This is a genomic window from Methylobacillus sp., from assembly GCF_036844465.1.
In the GTDB taxonomy this organism is placed as follows: domain Bacteria; phylum Pseudomonadota; class Gammaproteobacteria; order Burkholderiales; family Methylophilaceae; genus Methylobacillus.
On the sequence record NZ_DAIUFW010000002.1, the window covers coordinates 181840 to 196191 of the forward strand.

Sequence of the window (14352 nt, forward strand, 5' to 3'; positions counted from 1 at the left end):
CAATGCTGATTGACACGCATTGTCACCTTGATGCCCCTGAGTTCAACCATGATAGGAAGAACATCGTGGCGGAAGCTTTGCATGCAGGTGTGCAAGCTATTGTGATTCCTGCTGTGATGCATGGCAACTTTGCTGCCGTGCAGGCATTGCAAGCGCAGTATCCGACGTGTTGCGCCATGGCCTTGGGTATTCATCCTCTTTATGTCGATCAGTCTGCTCCAGAAGATATCAAGTCGCTTGCCGATAACATCGCTCGCCAACGCGACAGGTTGGTGGCGGTGGGCGAGATTGGGCTGGATTTTTTTGTGCAAGACTACGACAGGGAACGGCAGGAATTCTTTTTCATTGAACAGCTCAAGCTGGCGCGAGATTATGAACTGCCTGTACTGCTGCATGTGCGGCGTTCGGTTGACCAAGTGTTGAAACAGGTTAGGCGCTTCAAGGTATGTGGCGTTGCGCATGCATTCAATGGCAGCCGACAGCAGGCAGAGGAATTTATCAAACTGGGTTTCAAGCTCGGCTTCGGTGGCGCCATGACCTACGACAGGGCCTTGAAGATCCGCACCCTGGCGCGCGAACTGCCACTGGAGGCTTTGGTGCTGGAAACCGATGCCCCTGATATTCCGCCATCATGGCTGGGCCATCATGGTCGCAACCAGCCAGCTGAATTGAAGCGGATTGCCGAGGTATTGGCGGAAATCCGTGGTTGTGATACGGCAACAATAGCTAGCATGACGACGCAAAATGCGCTTGACATCCTGCCCGGATTGTCTGACTTATTCACATCACCTCAAGTGTCACTTTAACTTGTGTTAAAAAGTGTTAATAATCCAAACACTTAAAGTAAGATATTGATTTTTTAAATAATTTTTAAAAAGTTCATTTTTTGAGCGATTCCAAAAAACCATTATGAATTGAGACGTTACAATTTTAAGTCACAGCTATCCACAAAATTATCCACAGAAATTGTGGATAGGAATATTTCTTGTTTCCAGCCCCAAAAATGAAAATAGGTCAACAACAGTTTCGGACGATCTGGGCAGCGCCAGTTGCTTCTATACACCAGCGACAAGTCAATATCATTGATCAAACCGCTTTGCCGCATGCGTTGCGCATTGTGACGCTGGATTCCGTGGATGGGATGGTCAATGCCATCAAAACCATGCAGGTGCGGGGAGCGCCTCTGATCGGCGCGGCAGCAGCCTATGGCATGGCGCTGGCGTGTCAGGCAGGCTTGACTGATGGGCATCTGCAGATGGCGGCAAGCCGCTTGCTGGCAAGCAGGCCGACTGCAGTCAACCTGCGCTGGGCGGTGGAGCGCATGATGAATATATTGCATACGCTGCCTGTGGCGCAGCGCTGCGAAGCTGCATGGCAGGAGGCAAGTCGTATTGCAGATGAGGACGTCAAAATCAACCGGGCGATCGGTCAATATGGCCTCACGTTGCTGCAAACCTTGGCCGCTGGCCGGACGGAAAGGCTAAATATTCTCACGCATTGCAACGCAGGCTGGCTGGCGACTGTGGATTGGGGCACGGCGCTGGCGCCTGTTTATGCCGCTTTCGATACCGGGCTGGATGTGCATGTATGGGTGGATGAAACCCGGCCACGCAATCAGGGGGCGAGTTTGACAGCGTGGGAACTGCAGCAGCATGGCGTGCCATATACGGTAATTTGCGATAACGCAGGCGGGCACCTGATGCAGCAGGGCAGGGTGGACTGCGTGATTGTCGGCGCCGACCGGGTAAGCCGATGTGGCGACGTTTGCAACAAGATCGGCACTTACCTCAAGGCGCTGGCTGCTTATGATAACCAGGTGCCATTTTATGCGGCAGTACCCACGCCGACGATAGACTGGCGGATTGCAAATGGATTACGCGAAATCCCGATTGAGGAGCGTGCGACCGAAGAAGTGACGCAGATAAGCGGCATCACCAGCGCAGGCAACATTGAAACAATACGGTTGGTACCGGAGGGCAGCATGGCGGCAAATCCGGCCTTCGATATCACGCCCGCCCGATTGGTGACGGGCATCATTACCGAATATGGTTGTTATGCGCCTGCGGCGCTTGAGGCTGTGTTGAGTCTCGCCAATGCCAAGGAGCTTGTTGATGAAACCTTTATATAGTCTGGATCAGTTGCGGGATATGGAAGTAATCCATGCAACGGAAGGGCTGATGGAAAAAGCCGGTCTGGCCGCCGCCCAACTTGCCTACGAACTACTGATTGACCAGGCGTCTGCCGTGCTGGTATTGGCCGGGCCAGGCAATAACGGCGGCGATGCATTGGTGGCGGCCCGCATTCTCAAGGCAGGCGGCAATCGGGTGGATGTGGTGTTCACCGGCGAGCAGGACAAACTGCCGCTGGATGCCGCTGCTGCTTACGCTGCCTGGGTAGCGGCAGGCGGAGAGTTGCTCGCGGAGATACCGGCTCATGGATGCTGGCAGCTCGTGATCGACGGCTTGTTCGGGATTGGGCTGACCCGCGACCTGGATGCGCGTTATTGCAACCTGGTTGGCCAGATCAACGCCCTTAACTTACCGATGCTGGCGTTGGATATTCCCAGCGGTCTGTGCATGGCGACCGGCAGGGTGCTGGGCGCCGCTATCCAGGCGCGGCATACCTTGAGCTTCATCGGCCACAAGCCCGGCCTGTTCACGCTGGATGGCCCGGATCATGCCGGGCAGGTGCATCTCGATACCTTGGGGCTAGAAACAGCACATGCTGACACTGCTGGAGCCCTGGTTGACCAGCCGCCTGCCTTGCCATTGCCAAGGAGGCTGAACAGCCACAAGGGCAGCAACGGCAGCGTGGGCGTGATAGGCGGGGCGGATCATATGGCGGGCGCCGCGATCCTGGCTTCCCGCGCAGCCCTGCTGATGGGCGCGGGACGGGTTTATTGCGGGATACTGGCAAGCCAGGCACTGGCGCTGGATGCAGGACAGCCAGAGTTGATGCTGCGCGATGTGGGAAGCGTGCCTGGCTTGTCGAACGTATTGGCAGTGGGGCCTGGGTTGGGCGTTTCCAATGCCGCGCTGGCGGTGTTGCGCGAGGTATTGAATGCGTCGCAACCCATGGTGCTGGATGCAGATGCGCTCAATTTGGTGGCTGCCCATGCGGACTTGCAGGCGCAACTCAGGCAGCGATCCCCAGGAACCACTGTCCTCACCCCGCACCCAGGCGAGGCCGCTACTTTGTTGGGCTGCACCAATGCCGAAGTGCAGGCTGACCGTATCGCCAGCGCTCTGAAGCTGGCGCAAACATATCAGGCGATTATTGTGCTCAAGGGCTGCGGCAGCATCATTGCCCAGCCGGATGGGCGCTGGTTCATTAATCAAAGTGGCAATCCCGGTATGGCAAGCGCCGGGATGGGAGATACCCTCACCGGCATCATTGCCGCCTTGCTGGCGCAGGGCATGGAGATGGAAGCTGCGGTGCTGCTCGGCGTTTATCTGCATGGCGCGGCGGCGGATGCTTTGGTAGCGAAAGGTGTCGGGCCAGTCGGACTGACCGCGTCGGAAGTCGCCTTGGCGGCGCGTGAGTTGCTGAATCGCTGGATATATGACCGAGTGTAAAAGTGCCTACTAAACTTTCTAGTCTTTGTTGATCTGCTTGCGAGCGCTTTGCCAAGTTTTGTTAGGCGCTCCCGGCGGGCAGAAGCACGGACGCATTCCAGGATGTTTCATATGGGCCTGATGCGGATGTTCAAGAGTTTTTGCTTACTACTTGAATATTCACTCGAATATTCATGACAAGCCCCTTTGCGGCGGCAACGACGGCGATTTCCGAATTGTCGCCACTAGGTGTTTGCAGTAAAATCTAGCCCCGTCCGCAATGTCCTAAAAGTTTTTATTCCATGACCAAATATGTATTCGTTACCGGCGGGGTTGTTTCCTCTTTAGGTAAAGGCATTGCAGCCGCCAGTCTGGGCGCAATTCTCGAATCGCGTGGCATCAAGGTGACCATGCTCAAGCTAGACCCCTATATCAACGTGGACCCGGGCACCATGAGCCCGTTCCAGCATGGCGAGGTATTCGTCACCGACGACGGGGCCGAGACTGACCTGGACCTCGGCCATTACGAGCGTTTCATCAGCGCGCGCATGAGCAAGCGCAACAATTTCACCAGCGGCCAGATTTACGAAACCGTGATCAAGAAGGAACGACGCGGCGAATATCTGGGCAAGACCGTTCAGGTGATTCCGCACATTACCGACGAGATCAAGGCGCACGTCAAGCGCGGCGCGGAAGGCGCCGATGTCGCTATCGTCGAAGTCGGCGGCACGGTGGGGGATATTGAATCGCTGCCGTTCCTGGAGGCCATTCGCCAGATGGGTTTCGAGGAAGGGCGCAACAATACCTGTTTCCTGCATCTCACCTTGCTGCCGTGGATTCCTACTGCGGGCGAACTCAAGACCAAGCCTACCCAGCACTCCGTGAAGGAGCTGCGCGAAATCGGCATACAGCCGGATATCCTGCTCTGCCGTGCGGACCGCGATATTCCCGAGGATGAGCGGCGCAAGATCGCGCTGTTCACCAATGTCGCGCCCGAGGCAGTGATTTCGGTGGTGGATGCCGATACCATTTACAGCATTCCACGCATGCTGCATGAGCAGATGCTAGATGAGATTGTCTGCCACAAGCTCAATCTGCTGGCGCGTGCTGCTGATCTGTCGAGCTGGAACCGCATTGTCCATACCCTCAAGAATCCCAAGCACGAGGTCAATATTGCCTTTGTCGGCAAATACGTAGATCTGACCGAGTCCTATAAATCTCTCACCGAGGCTTTGATTCACGCGGGAATACATAACGAATCCAAGGTCAATATTCACTATATCGATTCCGAAGACGTGGAAAAGGGCGGCACCGCCGCGCTGGAGAAGATGGATGCCATCCTGGTGCCTGGCGGCTTCGGCAAGCGCGGTACGGAAGGCAAGATAGCCGCCATCCGCTATGCCCGCGAGAGCAAGACGCCTTACCTGGGCATCTGCCTTGGCATGCAGCTCGCGGTGATCGAGTTCGCGCGCAACGTGGCCGGGCTCAAGGATGCCAACAGCACCGAGTTTGATGACCAAACGCCGCATCCCTTGGTGGGCCTGATCACCGAATGGAAGAATGCCGATGGCAAGGTGGAACAGCGCAGCGAGGATTCCGACCTTGGCGGCACCATGCGCCTGGGCGCGCAGAAATGCCCCATCGTGCCGGACACCAAAGCATTTGCAATTTATGGCGCCGAAGTCAACGAGCGCCACCGCCACCGCTACGAAGTCAACAACAACTATGTGGATAAGCTGGAAAAAGCCGGCTTGGTGGTGTCGGCGCGCACGCCGACCGAGCAGCTCTGTGAAATGATCGAGCTGCCAAGCGACGTACATCCCTGGTTCGTCGCCTGCCAGTTCCACCCTGAATTTACTTCCAATCCACGCAACGGGCATCCATTGTTCAATGCCTATATTGCAGCGGCCTTGGCCAACAGAAAGGCGTAACTAATATGCAGCTTTGCGGTTTTGAGGTTGGCATAGACCAGCCCTTGTTCCTGATTGCCGGTCCATGCGTGATCGAATCACAGGAAATGGCGATTGAAACGGCCGGCCAGCTCAAGGAGATGGCTTCCGCGCTCGGCATCAATTTCATCTACAAATCCTCCTATGACAAGGCCAACCGCAGTTCCAACAAGACCTTCCGCGGTTTTGGCATGGAGCAGGGCCTGAAAATCCTCGACGAGGTGCGCCGCCAGATCGGCGTTCCCATCCTGACCGATGTGCATACGGAAGAGCAGGTGCCGCATGTGGCAGCCGTGGTGGATGTGTTGCAGACTCCGGCGTTCCTGTGCCGCCAGACGGATTTCATCGTAGCTTGCGCCAAGTCCGGTAAGCCGGTGAATATCAAGAAGGGACAGTTTCTCGCACCTGGCGATATGAAGCAGGTGGTGCAGAAGGCCAAGGAAGCCAACGGCGGCGCGGATACCATCATGGTGTGCGAGCGTGGCGCCTCTTTTGGTTACAATACCCTGGTGTCGGATATGCGTGGGCTTGCGATCATGCGCGAGACGAATTGTCCGGTGGTGTTCGATGCCACTCACTCTGTCCAGCAGCCTGGCGGCCAGGGCGACAAGAGTGGTGGTCAGCGCGAGTTTGTGCCTGTGCTGGCGCGCGCAGCGGTCGCCAGCGGTGTGGCGGGCGTCTTCATGGAAACCCATCCAGACCCGGCCAAGGCATTGTCTGATGGTCCGAATGCCTGGCCGTTGCCAAAAATGAAAGCATTGCTGGAAGTATTGGTCGACCTCGACCGAGTGGTGAAAAAAGCTGGTTTTATAGAACATACCCTGTAAGCTGGCGAAAAAAATCCAAAATACAATCTGAGGAAATAGTCATGAGTGCAATTGTCGATATCATCGCCCGCGAGATCATTGATTCCCGCGGTAATCCCACTGTTGAGGTAGATGTCCTGCTCGAATCCGGCGTGATTGGCCGTGCTGCCGTGCCTTCTGGCGCCTCTACTGGTACCAAGGAAGCCGTTGAGCTGCGCGATGGCGATGCTGCACGTTACCTGGGCAAGGGCGTGTTGCAGGCTGTTGAAAACGTCAACACTGAAATCACCGAAGCCATCATCGGCCTGGACGTTGAAGAACAGAGCTTCATCGACCAGACATTGATTGACCTCGACGGCACAGAGAACAAGAGCCGCCTGGGCGCCAATGCGATCCTGGCTGTTTCCATGGCGTGTGCTCGCGCTGCTGCGGAAGAATCAGGCTTACCGTTGTACCGCTACCTGGGTGGTTCTGGCTTCATGCAATTGCCTACCCCAATGATGAACATCATCAACGGTGGCGCGCACGCTGAAAACAGCGTGGACATGCAAGAGTTCATGATCATTCCTGCTGGCCTGCCTACTTTCCGTGAAGCCCTGCGTGCAGGCGCCGAAGTATTCCACGCTTTGAAGAAAATTCTTCACAACGAAGGCCTGGCAACCACCGTGGGTGACGAAGGTGGCTTTGCACCTGATCTGCCATCCAACGAAGCTGCGATTCAATACATCCTGCAGGCGATTACTGCCGCTGGCTACGAGCCAGGCCGCGACATCTTGCTGGGCCTGGATTGCGCTAGCTCCGAGTTCTACAAGGATGGCCTCTATCACCTGGAATCCGAAGGTCTGCAACTGACTTCCGCCCAGTTCACCGATTACTTGGCAACCTGGGTAGACAAGTATCCTATCGTCAGCATTGAAGATGGCATGTCCGAGCACGACTGGGATGGCTGGAAGCTGCTGACTGACCGCCTGGGCAAGAAGGTACAGCTGGTGGGCGACGATCTGTTCGTGACCAACGCCAAGATCCTGCGCGAAGGTATCCAGAAGGGCGTGGGTAACTCCGTGCTGATCAAGGTGAACCAGATTGGTACCTTGACCGAGACTTTCACCACCATCGAGACTGCCAAGCGCGCTGGTTACACTGCCGTGATCTCGCATCGCTCCGGTGAAACAGAAGACACCACTATTGCTGATATCTCCGTGGCAACCAATGCCTTGCAGATCAAGACTGGCTCCTTGTCGCGTTCCGAACGTATCGCCAAGTACAACCAGTTGCTGCGCATTGAAGAAGAGTTGGGCGATGCCACCAGCTATGCAGGCAAAGAAGCGTTCTATAACCTGAAGTGAAACTTCTCACCCTCATCTTTGTGGCCTTGATTGCCTTGCTACAGTATCCACTGTGGCTGGGCAAAGGTAGCTGGCTGAGGGTCTGGGATTTAAACCAGAAAATCGTTGCGCAGAAAAGCAGCAATACCGAGTTGAAGCTGCGCAACGATACCTTGGATGCTGAAGTGCGCGACCTCAAGCAGGGTAATACTGCGATTGAGGAGCGGGCACGCAGCGAACTGGGCATGATTAAGCAGGATGAAGTGTTCTATCAAGTGATAGACCAGATACCCTCTAGCCCAACACCCCAGCCAGTTGCACCGACAACTGGTCAACATGAGTAAGCTGTCCTGCTGTTATGAGCAGACATAAGCTGATCTTCCTCATTATTGCCATTCTGGCAACCGGCTTTATTGCCACTTCACTGGTCAGTTACCATGTATCACGCTTGTCTATCCACAATGCCATTGTTGATAGCACGCTGCCTCTAAGCTCTGACAATATCTATTCTGAGATCCAGAAAGACCTCATCAGGCCGATTTTTATATCGTCCATGATGGCTTCAGATACTTTCCTGCGGGATTGGGTGCTTGATGGTGAGGCAGAGGTAGACAAGATCAGTCGTTACTTGCAGGAAGTACAGACACAATATGGTGCCTTCGTTACCTTCCTTGTCTCTGATCGCACGAGGAATTATTACTATGGCAAAGGCATCCTCAAACAGGTCGAGCCTGGTGAGGAGCGGGATGTCTGGTATTACCGCGTGCGCGAGATGCAGAACCCCTATGAGATTAATGTAGATAGGGATATGGCTCATGCCGATGCCTTGACCATTTTCATCAATTACCGGGTACAGGATTATGCAGGCCAATATCTCGGTGCAGTTGGGGTTGGGCTGACGGTAGATTCGGTGCAAAAACTTATCAGCCATTACCAGGAGAGATTCAAACGGGATGTCTATTTTGTCGATCCAGATGGCGTTATTCGCCTATCTGGCAGCAAGCAACATGCCGTCGGTCATAGCATGCATAAAAAGCCAGGGTTGGCTGGTATTTTCCAGCAGGTGCTGGCAAAAGAGGGCAACCATGGTGGCAGCTTTCAATATGAGGATGCCGAGACCCAACAGCTAGTCAATGTGCGCTATATCCCTGAATTGCACTGGTACTTATTTGTGGGGCAGGATGAGCAAGAGGCCACTAGTGACATCCGCCAAGCATTGCATATCAATCTTTTACTATGCTTGGTGATCACTGCGATTGTGGTGACATTGACCCACGTAGCGTTACGCAGGTATCAAGATAAGCTGGAAAAGATGGCTACCACAGATACCTTGACCAGCTTGCCTAACCGTCGTGCTTTCGACGTCGTGATTAATGTCTTCCTTAACGAGAACGAGCGTGCGCGTAGTACCCTGGCGTTCATTGTGCTCGACGTTGATCATTTCAAGTCCATCAACGACAGGTTGGGCCATCTGGGCGGTGACCATGTTCTGACCCAGATGGCACGTACTATCAAGGCTAATACCCGTGCTGCTGATTTCGTTTGTCGTTGGGGTGGGGAAGAATTCCTCATCGTGATGAAGGATTGCGATGAGCACAACGCCATGCTGTTGGCCGAGAAGATACGTAGCGCTATCGAGCACGAGCTGGTTGACTACAAAGGCACACAGATATCAATGACTGCGAGCTTGGGCGTTGCTGTGGCTCGCGCCGGGGAAAAGCTTGAACCAGTATTGGAGCGTGCAGATCAAGCCATGTATGCCGCCAAGATGGCCGGACGTAATCAAGTGAGCGTCAGTCGCGCCTGATACTTGTACGAGCATAATGATCAGTTGCTATGAACTATGCTCAAGGCAACAATTCAATGCCGAACTGACGCAACAGCAGTGCCAATAGGCCAAAACTCAGCAAGGTAATGACAATGCCTGCCAAGATCGACAGCCAGAAACCCAGTCTTGGTAACAGCCAGGGGAATGCCAGGAACATCGGCAAGGTGGGGATGACGTACCAGAAGGTATACCAGGCATGATTGGCGATCTTGCTTTCTGCCTGAGATTCAAGATGTAGCCAGATCAGTACAAGCAGCGTGACTAATGGCAGCGCTGCTAACAGGGCACCCAGCTTGTCGTTGCGCCGGGCGACTTCTGACACCAGCACGACGACACCAGCTGTCAGCAAATATTTGGTGATTAACCACCCCATGCCACTGGCTCCTGATGAAAAAATATCATACGCAGGTCAGCCCGGCCTGCCAGGGGGTAATTTCTTGGTTTATTTTTCCAATGAATAAGGCAAGGTGCGTATTTCTAGTACTTGGCTTTGCCAGCTCAAACTACCGGCCTCTACACTTTCCAGCCGTAATTCTGCCAGTACGTCGTACCCACCGTCAGGATGGCGTGCGCTGCGGACAATCTGACCTGCTGCTGTGCCGCTGACATCTAGCACTTCATCTCCCGCTGCTGGCGCATGCTCACTGGTGATATGGGCAAGCTGGGTACGGCGCTTGACCTTGCCCAGATAATGCGTGCGGGCGACGATCTCCTGTCCGGTATAGCAGCCTTTCTTGAAGTTGATCCCGTCAAGAATATCCAGGTTGACCATTTGCGGCACAAAGGCCTCTTGTGTCGCCGCCACAATCTCGGGGATCCCCGCCTGGATTTCGCGCCAATCCCAATCTGCCTTATCAGCAGGTGTGAGATGTTGGCTGAGTGTGGTCCAGAGTTCGGCAGCTTGTGCTGCTGGGCTGATGACCTCATAGCGTGGCAGTGCGCCGGGTAAGCGGATTAGCGTCGTGCCATCCTGCTGTACTACGCCATATTCGGTTTCGGGAAGCGTGCCAAAATGCGCATTCAGCGCAGTGATCGCTTTGTCGCCAGCCACTCCAATGCGCACACTTGCCTCACTCAAATCGGTGATCACCACCTTGGAGCGCAGTACATACATCCGTAGCCGCTTGGCAATCGGCTCAAGCAAGCCACGATCAAATTGCAGGTACAACTTGCCATCTTGTGCAAAGGCAAAAAACAAGGCCAGCAACCGGCCTTTGGGTGAGCAGTAGCCGCTGTAATGGCTAGCGCTACCATCAAGTTTTTTGACGTCATTGGTCACTTGGCCTTGCAGGAAAGTGACGGCATCTTCACCCTCGAGAGATAACAAGCCATAATGCGACAAATCGGCGATGATGCTATCGTCAGCGCCCGCTGCATTGGAAAAATGAATAACGCCATCCTGCACTGTAGCGCCTTGTGCGGACAGGAACTGATGCCACTGACTCATGGGTAATCCTCTGGATAAATAATATGCAAAAAAGCCAGCGACATTATAGCGTGAAGCCGGTGAACATGATTCTGGGGCCGTCATTCTTGCTCGCATGCCTATTTGCCGCGATGGGCGGTATGGCGGTTTGCGCCATCATGTTATTACCTTGGGCGTGGTGGTGGCAGTGCATGATGGTGGCGGGGGTGATTGCGATGGTGGCGTGGCATGTATGGCGCGATGCCTGGCGCAGATACACGGAATCGCTGGTATTGATTGAATTGGATCATGAGGGAAAACTCTGGGTGACCATGCGTAACGGACTACGTCATGCTGCGCAAGTGCAGGGCAGTAGCCTGGTGACAGCTAACCTGACCGTACTCAATCTCAAGCTTGAGCAAGGGCGGGCTAGCTGCCTGATTTTGCCGGATGCCGTGGAGGCGGAGCCCTTCAGGAGACTGCGGGTATGGCTGCGTTGGGGTAGCCATAAGCTGGTAGAAGAAATTTGAGATGGTCAATACGGCGCCGCGTTGCGCCACAGAATGCATTAGTCAGTGAGAGGAAATTGATCTTCTGCATGACCGTGGTGGCTGTCCAGCAGGCTGTAGTAGTTATAAGGTTCCAGCACGGTGGGGACTGCCTCTTCAGCCGTGAACGGGTAATCCTTGCTGTAATGCAGGCCACGGCTTTCCTTGCGCTCCATGGCGCTTTGCACAATCAATTCGGCCACCTGCAACAGATTGCGTAGTTCGATGAGGTTGTTGCTGATACGGAAGTTGCTGTAGAACTCGTGTACCTCGTCGCGCAACAGGTGGATGCGGTGCAGGGCGCGGGTCAGGCGTTTGTTGGTGCGGACGATGCCGACGTAGTTCCACATGGTGCGCCGCAGTTCACTCCAGTTATGGGTGATGATGATTTCTTCATCTGCATCGGTAACGCGGCTTTCATCCCAATATGGCAGGGTAACTTCCAGTATTGGCGGCTGTTCGAGAATGTCATTGGCTACTGCCTGGCCGAATACCAGGCATTCCAGCAATGAGTTGCTGGCGAGACGATTGGCGCCATGCAGTCCGGTGCAGGCGGTTTCGCCGATGGCATAGAGGCGAGGAATGTCGGTGCGGCCAATATGATCGGTCATGATGCCGCCGCAACTGTAATGCGCTGCGGGTACCACGGGAATGGGGTCGCGTGTGATATCGATGCCCAACTCGAAGCACTTGCGATAGATGGTCGGGAAGTGGGAGAGGATGAAGTCCGCAGGCTTGTGCGAAATATCCAGGTAGACACAATCCAGCCCGCGTTTTTTCATTTCAAAGTCGATGGCGCGTGCGACGATATCGCGCGGCGCCAGTTCCGCGCGTTCATCATGCCAGGGCATGAAGCGGGTGCCATCTGGCAACTTGAGCAGGCCGCCTTCGCCGCGCACCGCTTCGGTAATCAGGAATGACTTGGCATCGCGGTGATAAAGACAGGTAGGATGGAACTGGATAAATTCCATGTTCGCTACCCGGCATCCTGCGCGCCATCCCATGGCAACGCCGTCGCCAGAGGCGACATCGGGATTGGTCGTGTAGAGATAAACCTTGCCTGCGCCGCCAGTGGCGAGCACCGTGTGCTGTGCGCCTATGGTCAGCACCTTGCCAGTGGTGTTGTCGAGCACATATGCGCCCAGACAGGCGCTGCCTTCCATATTCACTTTGCCGGCAGTAATCAGATCAACGGCGATATGTTCTTCCAGCACGGTGATATTGGGGTGCTTGCGTACTTTCGCGGCCAAGGTGGTTTGCACGGCATGGCCGGTGGCATCGGCGGCGTGGATGATGCGCCTATGGCTGTGGCCGCCCTCGCGCGTGAGGTGGAAGCCGCTGTCGTCGTCTTCACGGGTGAAGGGAACGCCTTCAGCAATCAGCCATTCCACGGTTTCGCGGCCATGTTCGGCGACCAGTCTGGTGATGGCGGCGTCGCACAGGCCCGCACCTGCGATCAGGGTATCCTGGATATGGGCTTCCGTGGAGTCGTCATCTGTCAATACCGCAGCAATCCCGCCCTGTGCCCAGTTGCTGGCACCATCGTTGATGCCGCGCTTGCTGATGAGGCAGACCTTTTTATCCATGCCTACCTTGAGCGCCAGGGTAAGGCCAGCCAAGCCGCTGCCGATGATCAGAACGTCGTATTGTTGCATTAAGAATCCGAGAATGGGTGGAAGACGGTGAACTTTCGCGAGTGTAGCGCTGTCTCTTCCACTAAGCTAGTCATGAAAAACTATTAAGGGCAGGTCATGATCAAGACAAAGAATTTTGCGGAATTTTCCCATATGGGCTTCGTTGATACCGGGGTGCGCGGTTATACTGCGTCTGTCAAGAAAACACAGACAGGGAGCATGGCCGCGATGGCAGCAACCCCGCCAGCGGGTAATCGGGAAATTGACCAGCAACTGGTAGAGCGTGCGCAGGGTGGTGACAAGCATGCTTTTGGTTTGCTCGTGGATAAATACCAGCGCAAGCTTGGCCGTCTGCTTTCCCGGCTGATCCGCGATCCGGCGGAAGTCGAGGATGTAGTGCAGGAGTCTTTCATCAAGGCATACCGCGCATTGCCCAGCTTCCGCGGGGATAGCGCTTTTTATACATGGTTGTACCGTATCGGCATCAATACGGCTAAGAATTACCTGGTTGCCATGGGCCGCAGGCCGCAGGCAACGGGCGATATTGAGATTGAGGACGCAGAAAATTTCGAGGATGGGAATGAGCTGCGTACCATGGATACGCCGGAAACCGAACTGCTGGGCAAGGAAATTGCCCAAACCGTGAATGACACTGTAGCAGGGTTGCCGGAAGAATTACGCACTGCGATTACCTTGCGTGAAATTGAAGGTCTGAGTTACGAGGAAATCGCCACCATGATGGACTGTCCGATTGGTACGGTCAGGTCGCGTATTTTTCGCGCCCGAGAAACGATTGCACAGAAGTTGCGTCCCTTGCTGGACACCCCCGAAGACAGGAGATGGTAATGAAAAGTCAGATTTCGGCGCTGATGGATGGAGACATGGCGCTAGAGGATGCAGAGTATCTGTATACGACTTTGAAATCCGGTGGTGAATCCACGCGAGCATGGTCTGATTATCATTTGGTTGGCGATATCATGCGTGGTGACCCTGTGTTTAAACAGGATTTTACCGAACGGCTCTTGGCTAGCTTGGATGATGAGCCAGTGTTGTTGGTGCCAGCGGTCAAGCGCAAGCAAGCCATCTACAAAAGTAGCCGGATCTGGTCTGTGGCTGCTTCTGTCTCTGCTATTGCCTTTGTTGGCTGGGTGGTGTTGCAACAGCAAGTCCAGAGCGATACTGAAGCAATACCCATGGAAATTGCCCAGAGCGTACCTGATGACTATTGGCTGGCCCATCAGTCTCAAGCTTCCAATAACTCCGCTTACTATATCCAACCTGCTAATTATTCGGAGTAGTGCTG

At 54.7% G+C, this 14352-nt stretch carries 14 protein-coding genes; 11 read left to right on the plus strand and 3 right to left on the minus strand.

Features of this window, described 5'->3' with window-relative positions:
* Positions 1-2: 2 nt before the first annotated feature.
* The 8 genes from V7Z75_RS03225 (at position 3) to V7Z75_RS03260 (ending at position 9441) form a co-directional block, all read left to right on the plus strand.
* Positions 3-806: a TatD family hydrolase gene (locus V7Z75_RS03225; protein ID WP_334107175.1), complete on the plus strand. Its 804-nt coding sequence runs from the start codon at positions 3-5 to the stop codon at positions 804-806.
* A 197-nt stretch (positions 807-1003) separates the two neighbouring features.
* Entirely contained in the window at positions 1004-2128 is a 1125-nt protein-coding gene (gene mtnA / locus V7Z75_RS03230) for an S-methyl-5-thioribose-1-phosphate isomerase (protein WP_334107385.1), read from the plus strand.
* The gene (locus tag V7Z75_RS03235; protein WP_334107176.1) at positions 2112-3575 is read left to right on the plus strand and encodes an NAD(P)H-hydrate dehydratase; all 1464 of its coding nucleotides are present in this window, start codon (positions 2112-2114) and stop codon (positions 3573-3575) included. Before mtnA ends, V7Z75_RS03235 begins: the two co-directional genes overlap by 17 nt.
* A gap of 281 nt (positions 3576-3856) precedes the next feature.
* Complete coding sequence (locus tag V7Z75_RS03240) at positions 3857-5485, plus strand: CTP synthase (protein WP_334107177.1); 1629 nt, start codon at positions 3857-3859, stop codon at positions 5483-5485.
* 5 nt (positions 5486-5490) lie between these two features.
* On the plus strand, positions 5491-6330 hold the full coding sequence (gene kdsA / locus V7Z75_RS03245) for a 3-deoxy-8-phosphooctulonate synthase (protein WP_334107178.1): 840 nt from the start codon (positions 5491-5493) through the stop codon (positions 6328-6330).
* 41 nt (positions 6331-6371) lie between these two features.
* Complete coding sequence (gene eno / locus V7Z75_RS03250) at positions 6372-7655, plus strand: phosphopyruvate hydratase (protein ID WP_230347670.1); 1284 nt, start codon at positions 6372-6374, stop codon at positions 7653-7655.
* Entirely contained in the window at positions 7652-7978 is a 327-nt protein-coding gene (ftsB, locus tag V7Z75_RS03255) for a cell division protein FtsB (RefSeq protein WP_334107179.1), read from the plus strand. Before eno ends, ftsB begins: the two co-directional genes overlap by 4 nt.
* A gap of 14 nt (positions 7979-7992) precedes the next feature.
* Positions 7993-9441: a sensor domain-containing diguanylate cyclase gene (locus V7Z75_RS03260; protein ID WP_334107180.1), complete on the plus strand. Its 1449-nt coding sequence runs from the start codon at positions 7993-7995 to the stop codon at positions 9439-9441.
* Positions 9442-9481: 40 nt separating this feature from the next.
* Here V7Z75_RS03260 and V7Z75_RS03265 read toward each other — a convergent pair whose 3' ends face one another.
* Together V7Z75_RS03265 and ygfZ are read right to left on the minus strand one after the other, a co-directional pair.
* Positions 9482-9835 carry a DUF3147 family protein gene (locus V7Z75_RS03265; RefSeq protein ID WP_334107181.1) on the minus strand — a complete coding sequence of 118 codons (354 nt, stop codon included), beginning with the start codon at positions 9833-9835 and terminating at the stop codon, positions 9482-9484.
* 69 nt (positions 9836-9904) lie between these two features.
* On the minus strand, positions 9905-10909 hold the full coding sequence (gene ygfZ / locus V7Z75_RS03270) for a CAF17-like 4Fe-4S cluster assembly/insertion protein YgfZ (protein ID WP_334107182.1): 1005 nt from the start codon (positions 10907-10909) through the stop codon (positions 9905-9907).
* Positions 10910-10932: 23 nt separating this feature from the next.
* Between ygfZ and V7Z75_RS03275 the strand changes: the two genes are divergently transcribed.
* Positions 10933-11397 (plus strand): protein YgfX, encoded by a 465-nt coding sequence (locus tag V7Z75_RS03275; protein WP_334107183.1) that lies wholly within the window; start codon positions 10933-10935, stop codon positions 11395-11397.
* 38 nt (positions 11398-11435) lie between these two features.
* Here V7Z75_RS03275 and nadB read toward each other — a convergent pair whose 3' ends face one another.
* Positions 11436-13070, minus strand: a complete 1635-nt coding sequence (gene nadB / locus V7Z75_RS03280) for an L-aspartate oxidase (protein WP_334107184.1) — start codon at positions 13068-13070, stop codon at positions 11436-11438.
* Between the two features lie 198 nt (positions 13071-13268).
* Here nadB and rpoE point away from each other — a divergent pair, with 198 nt between their 5' ends.
* Positions 13269-13895, plus strand: coding sequence for an RNA polymerase sigma factor RpoE (gene rpoE, locus V7Z75_RS03285; protein ID WP_334107386.1), 627 nt, complete (start codon positions 13269-13271; stop codon positions 13893-13895).
* Positions 13895-14347, plus strand: coding sequence for a sigma-E factor negative regulatory protein (locus V7Z75_RS03290; protein ID WP_334107185.1), 453 nt, complete (start codon positions 13895-13897; stop codon positions 14345-14347). The genes rpoE and V7Z75_RS03290 overlap by 1 nt, the downstream gene beginning before the upstream one ends.
* Positions 14348-14352 lie beyond the last annotated feature (5 nt).

What these genes read in the sequence shown, in the direction of transcription:
- V7Z75_RS03225 (WP_334107175.1), top strand. Translation starts at nt 3, where the DNA reads ATGCTGATTGACACGCATTGTCACCTTGATGCCCCTGAGTTCAACCAT.
- mtnA (WP_334107385.1), top strand. Translation starts at nt 1,004, where the DNA reads ATGAAAATAGGTCAACAACAGTTTCGGACGATCTGGGCAGCGCCAGTT.
- V7Z75_RS03235 (WP_334107176.1), top strand. Translation starts at nt 2,112, where the DNA reads ATGAAACCTTTATATAGTCTGGATCAGTTGCGGGATATGGAAGTAATC.
- V7Z75_RS03240 (WP_334107177.1), top strand. Translation starts at nt 3,857, where the DNA reads ATGACCAAATATGTATTCGTTACCGGCGGGGTTGTTTCCTCTTTAGGT.
- kdsA (WP_334107178.1), top strand. Translation starts at nt 5,491, where the DNA reads ATGCAGCTTTGCGGTTTTGAGGTTGGCATAGACCAGCCCTTGTTCCTG.
- eno (WP_230347670.1), top strand. Translation starts at nt 6,372, where the DNA reads ATGAGTGCAATTGTCGATATCATCGCCCGCGAGATCATTGATTCCCGC.
- V7Z75_RS03260 (WP_334107180.1), top strand. Translation starts at nt 7,993, where the DNA reads ATGAGCAGACATAAGCTGATCTTCCTCATTATTGCCATTCTGGCAACC.
- V7Z75_RS03265 (WP_334107181.1), bottom strand. Translation starts at nt 9,835, where the DNA reads ATGGGGTGGTTAATCACCAAATATTTGCTGACAGCTGGTGTCGTCGTG.
- ygfZ (WP_334107182.1), bottom strand. Translation starts at nt 10,909, where the DNA reads ATGAGTCAGTGGCATCAGTTCCTGTCCGCACAAGGCGCTACAGTGCAG.
- V7Z75_RS03275 (WP_334107183.1), top strand. Translation starts at nt 10,933, where the DNA reads ATGCAAAAAAGCCAGCGACATTATAGCGTGAAGCCGGTGAACATGATT.
- nadB (WP_334107184.1), bottom strand. Translation starts at nt 13,070, where the DNA reads ATGCAACAATACGACGTTCTGATCATCGGCAGCGGCTTGGCTGGCCTT.
- rpoE (WP_334107386.1), top strand. Translation starts at nt 13,269, where the DNA reads ATGGCCGCGATGGCAGCAACCCCGCCAGCGGGTAATCGGGAAATTGAC.
- V7Z75_RS03290 (WP_334107185.1), top strand. Translation starts at nt 13,895, where the DNA reads ATGAAAAGTCAGATTTCGGCGCTGATGGATGGAGACATGGCGCTAGAG.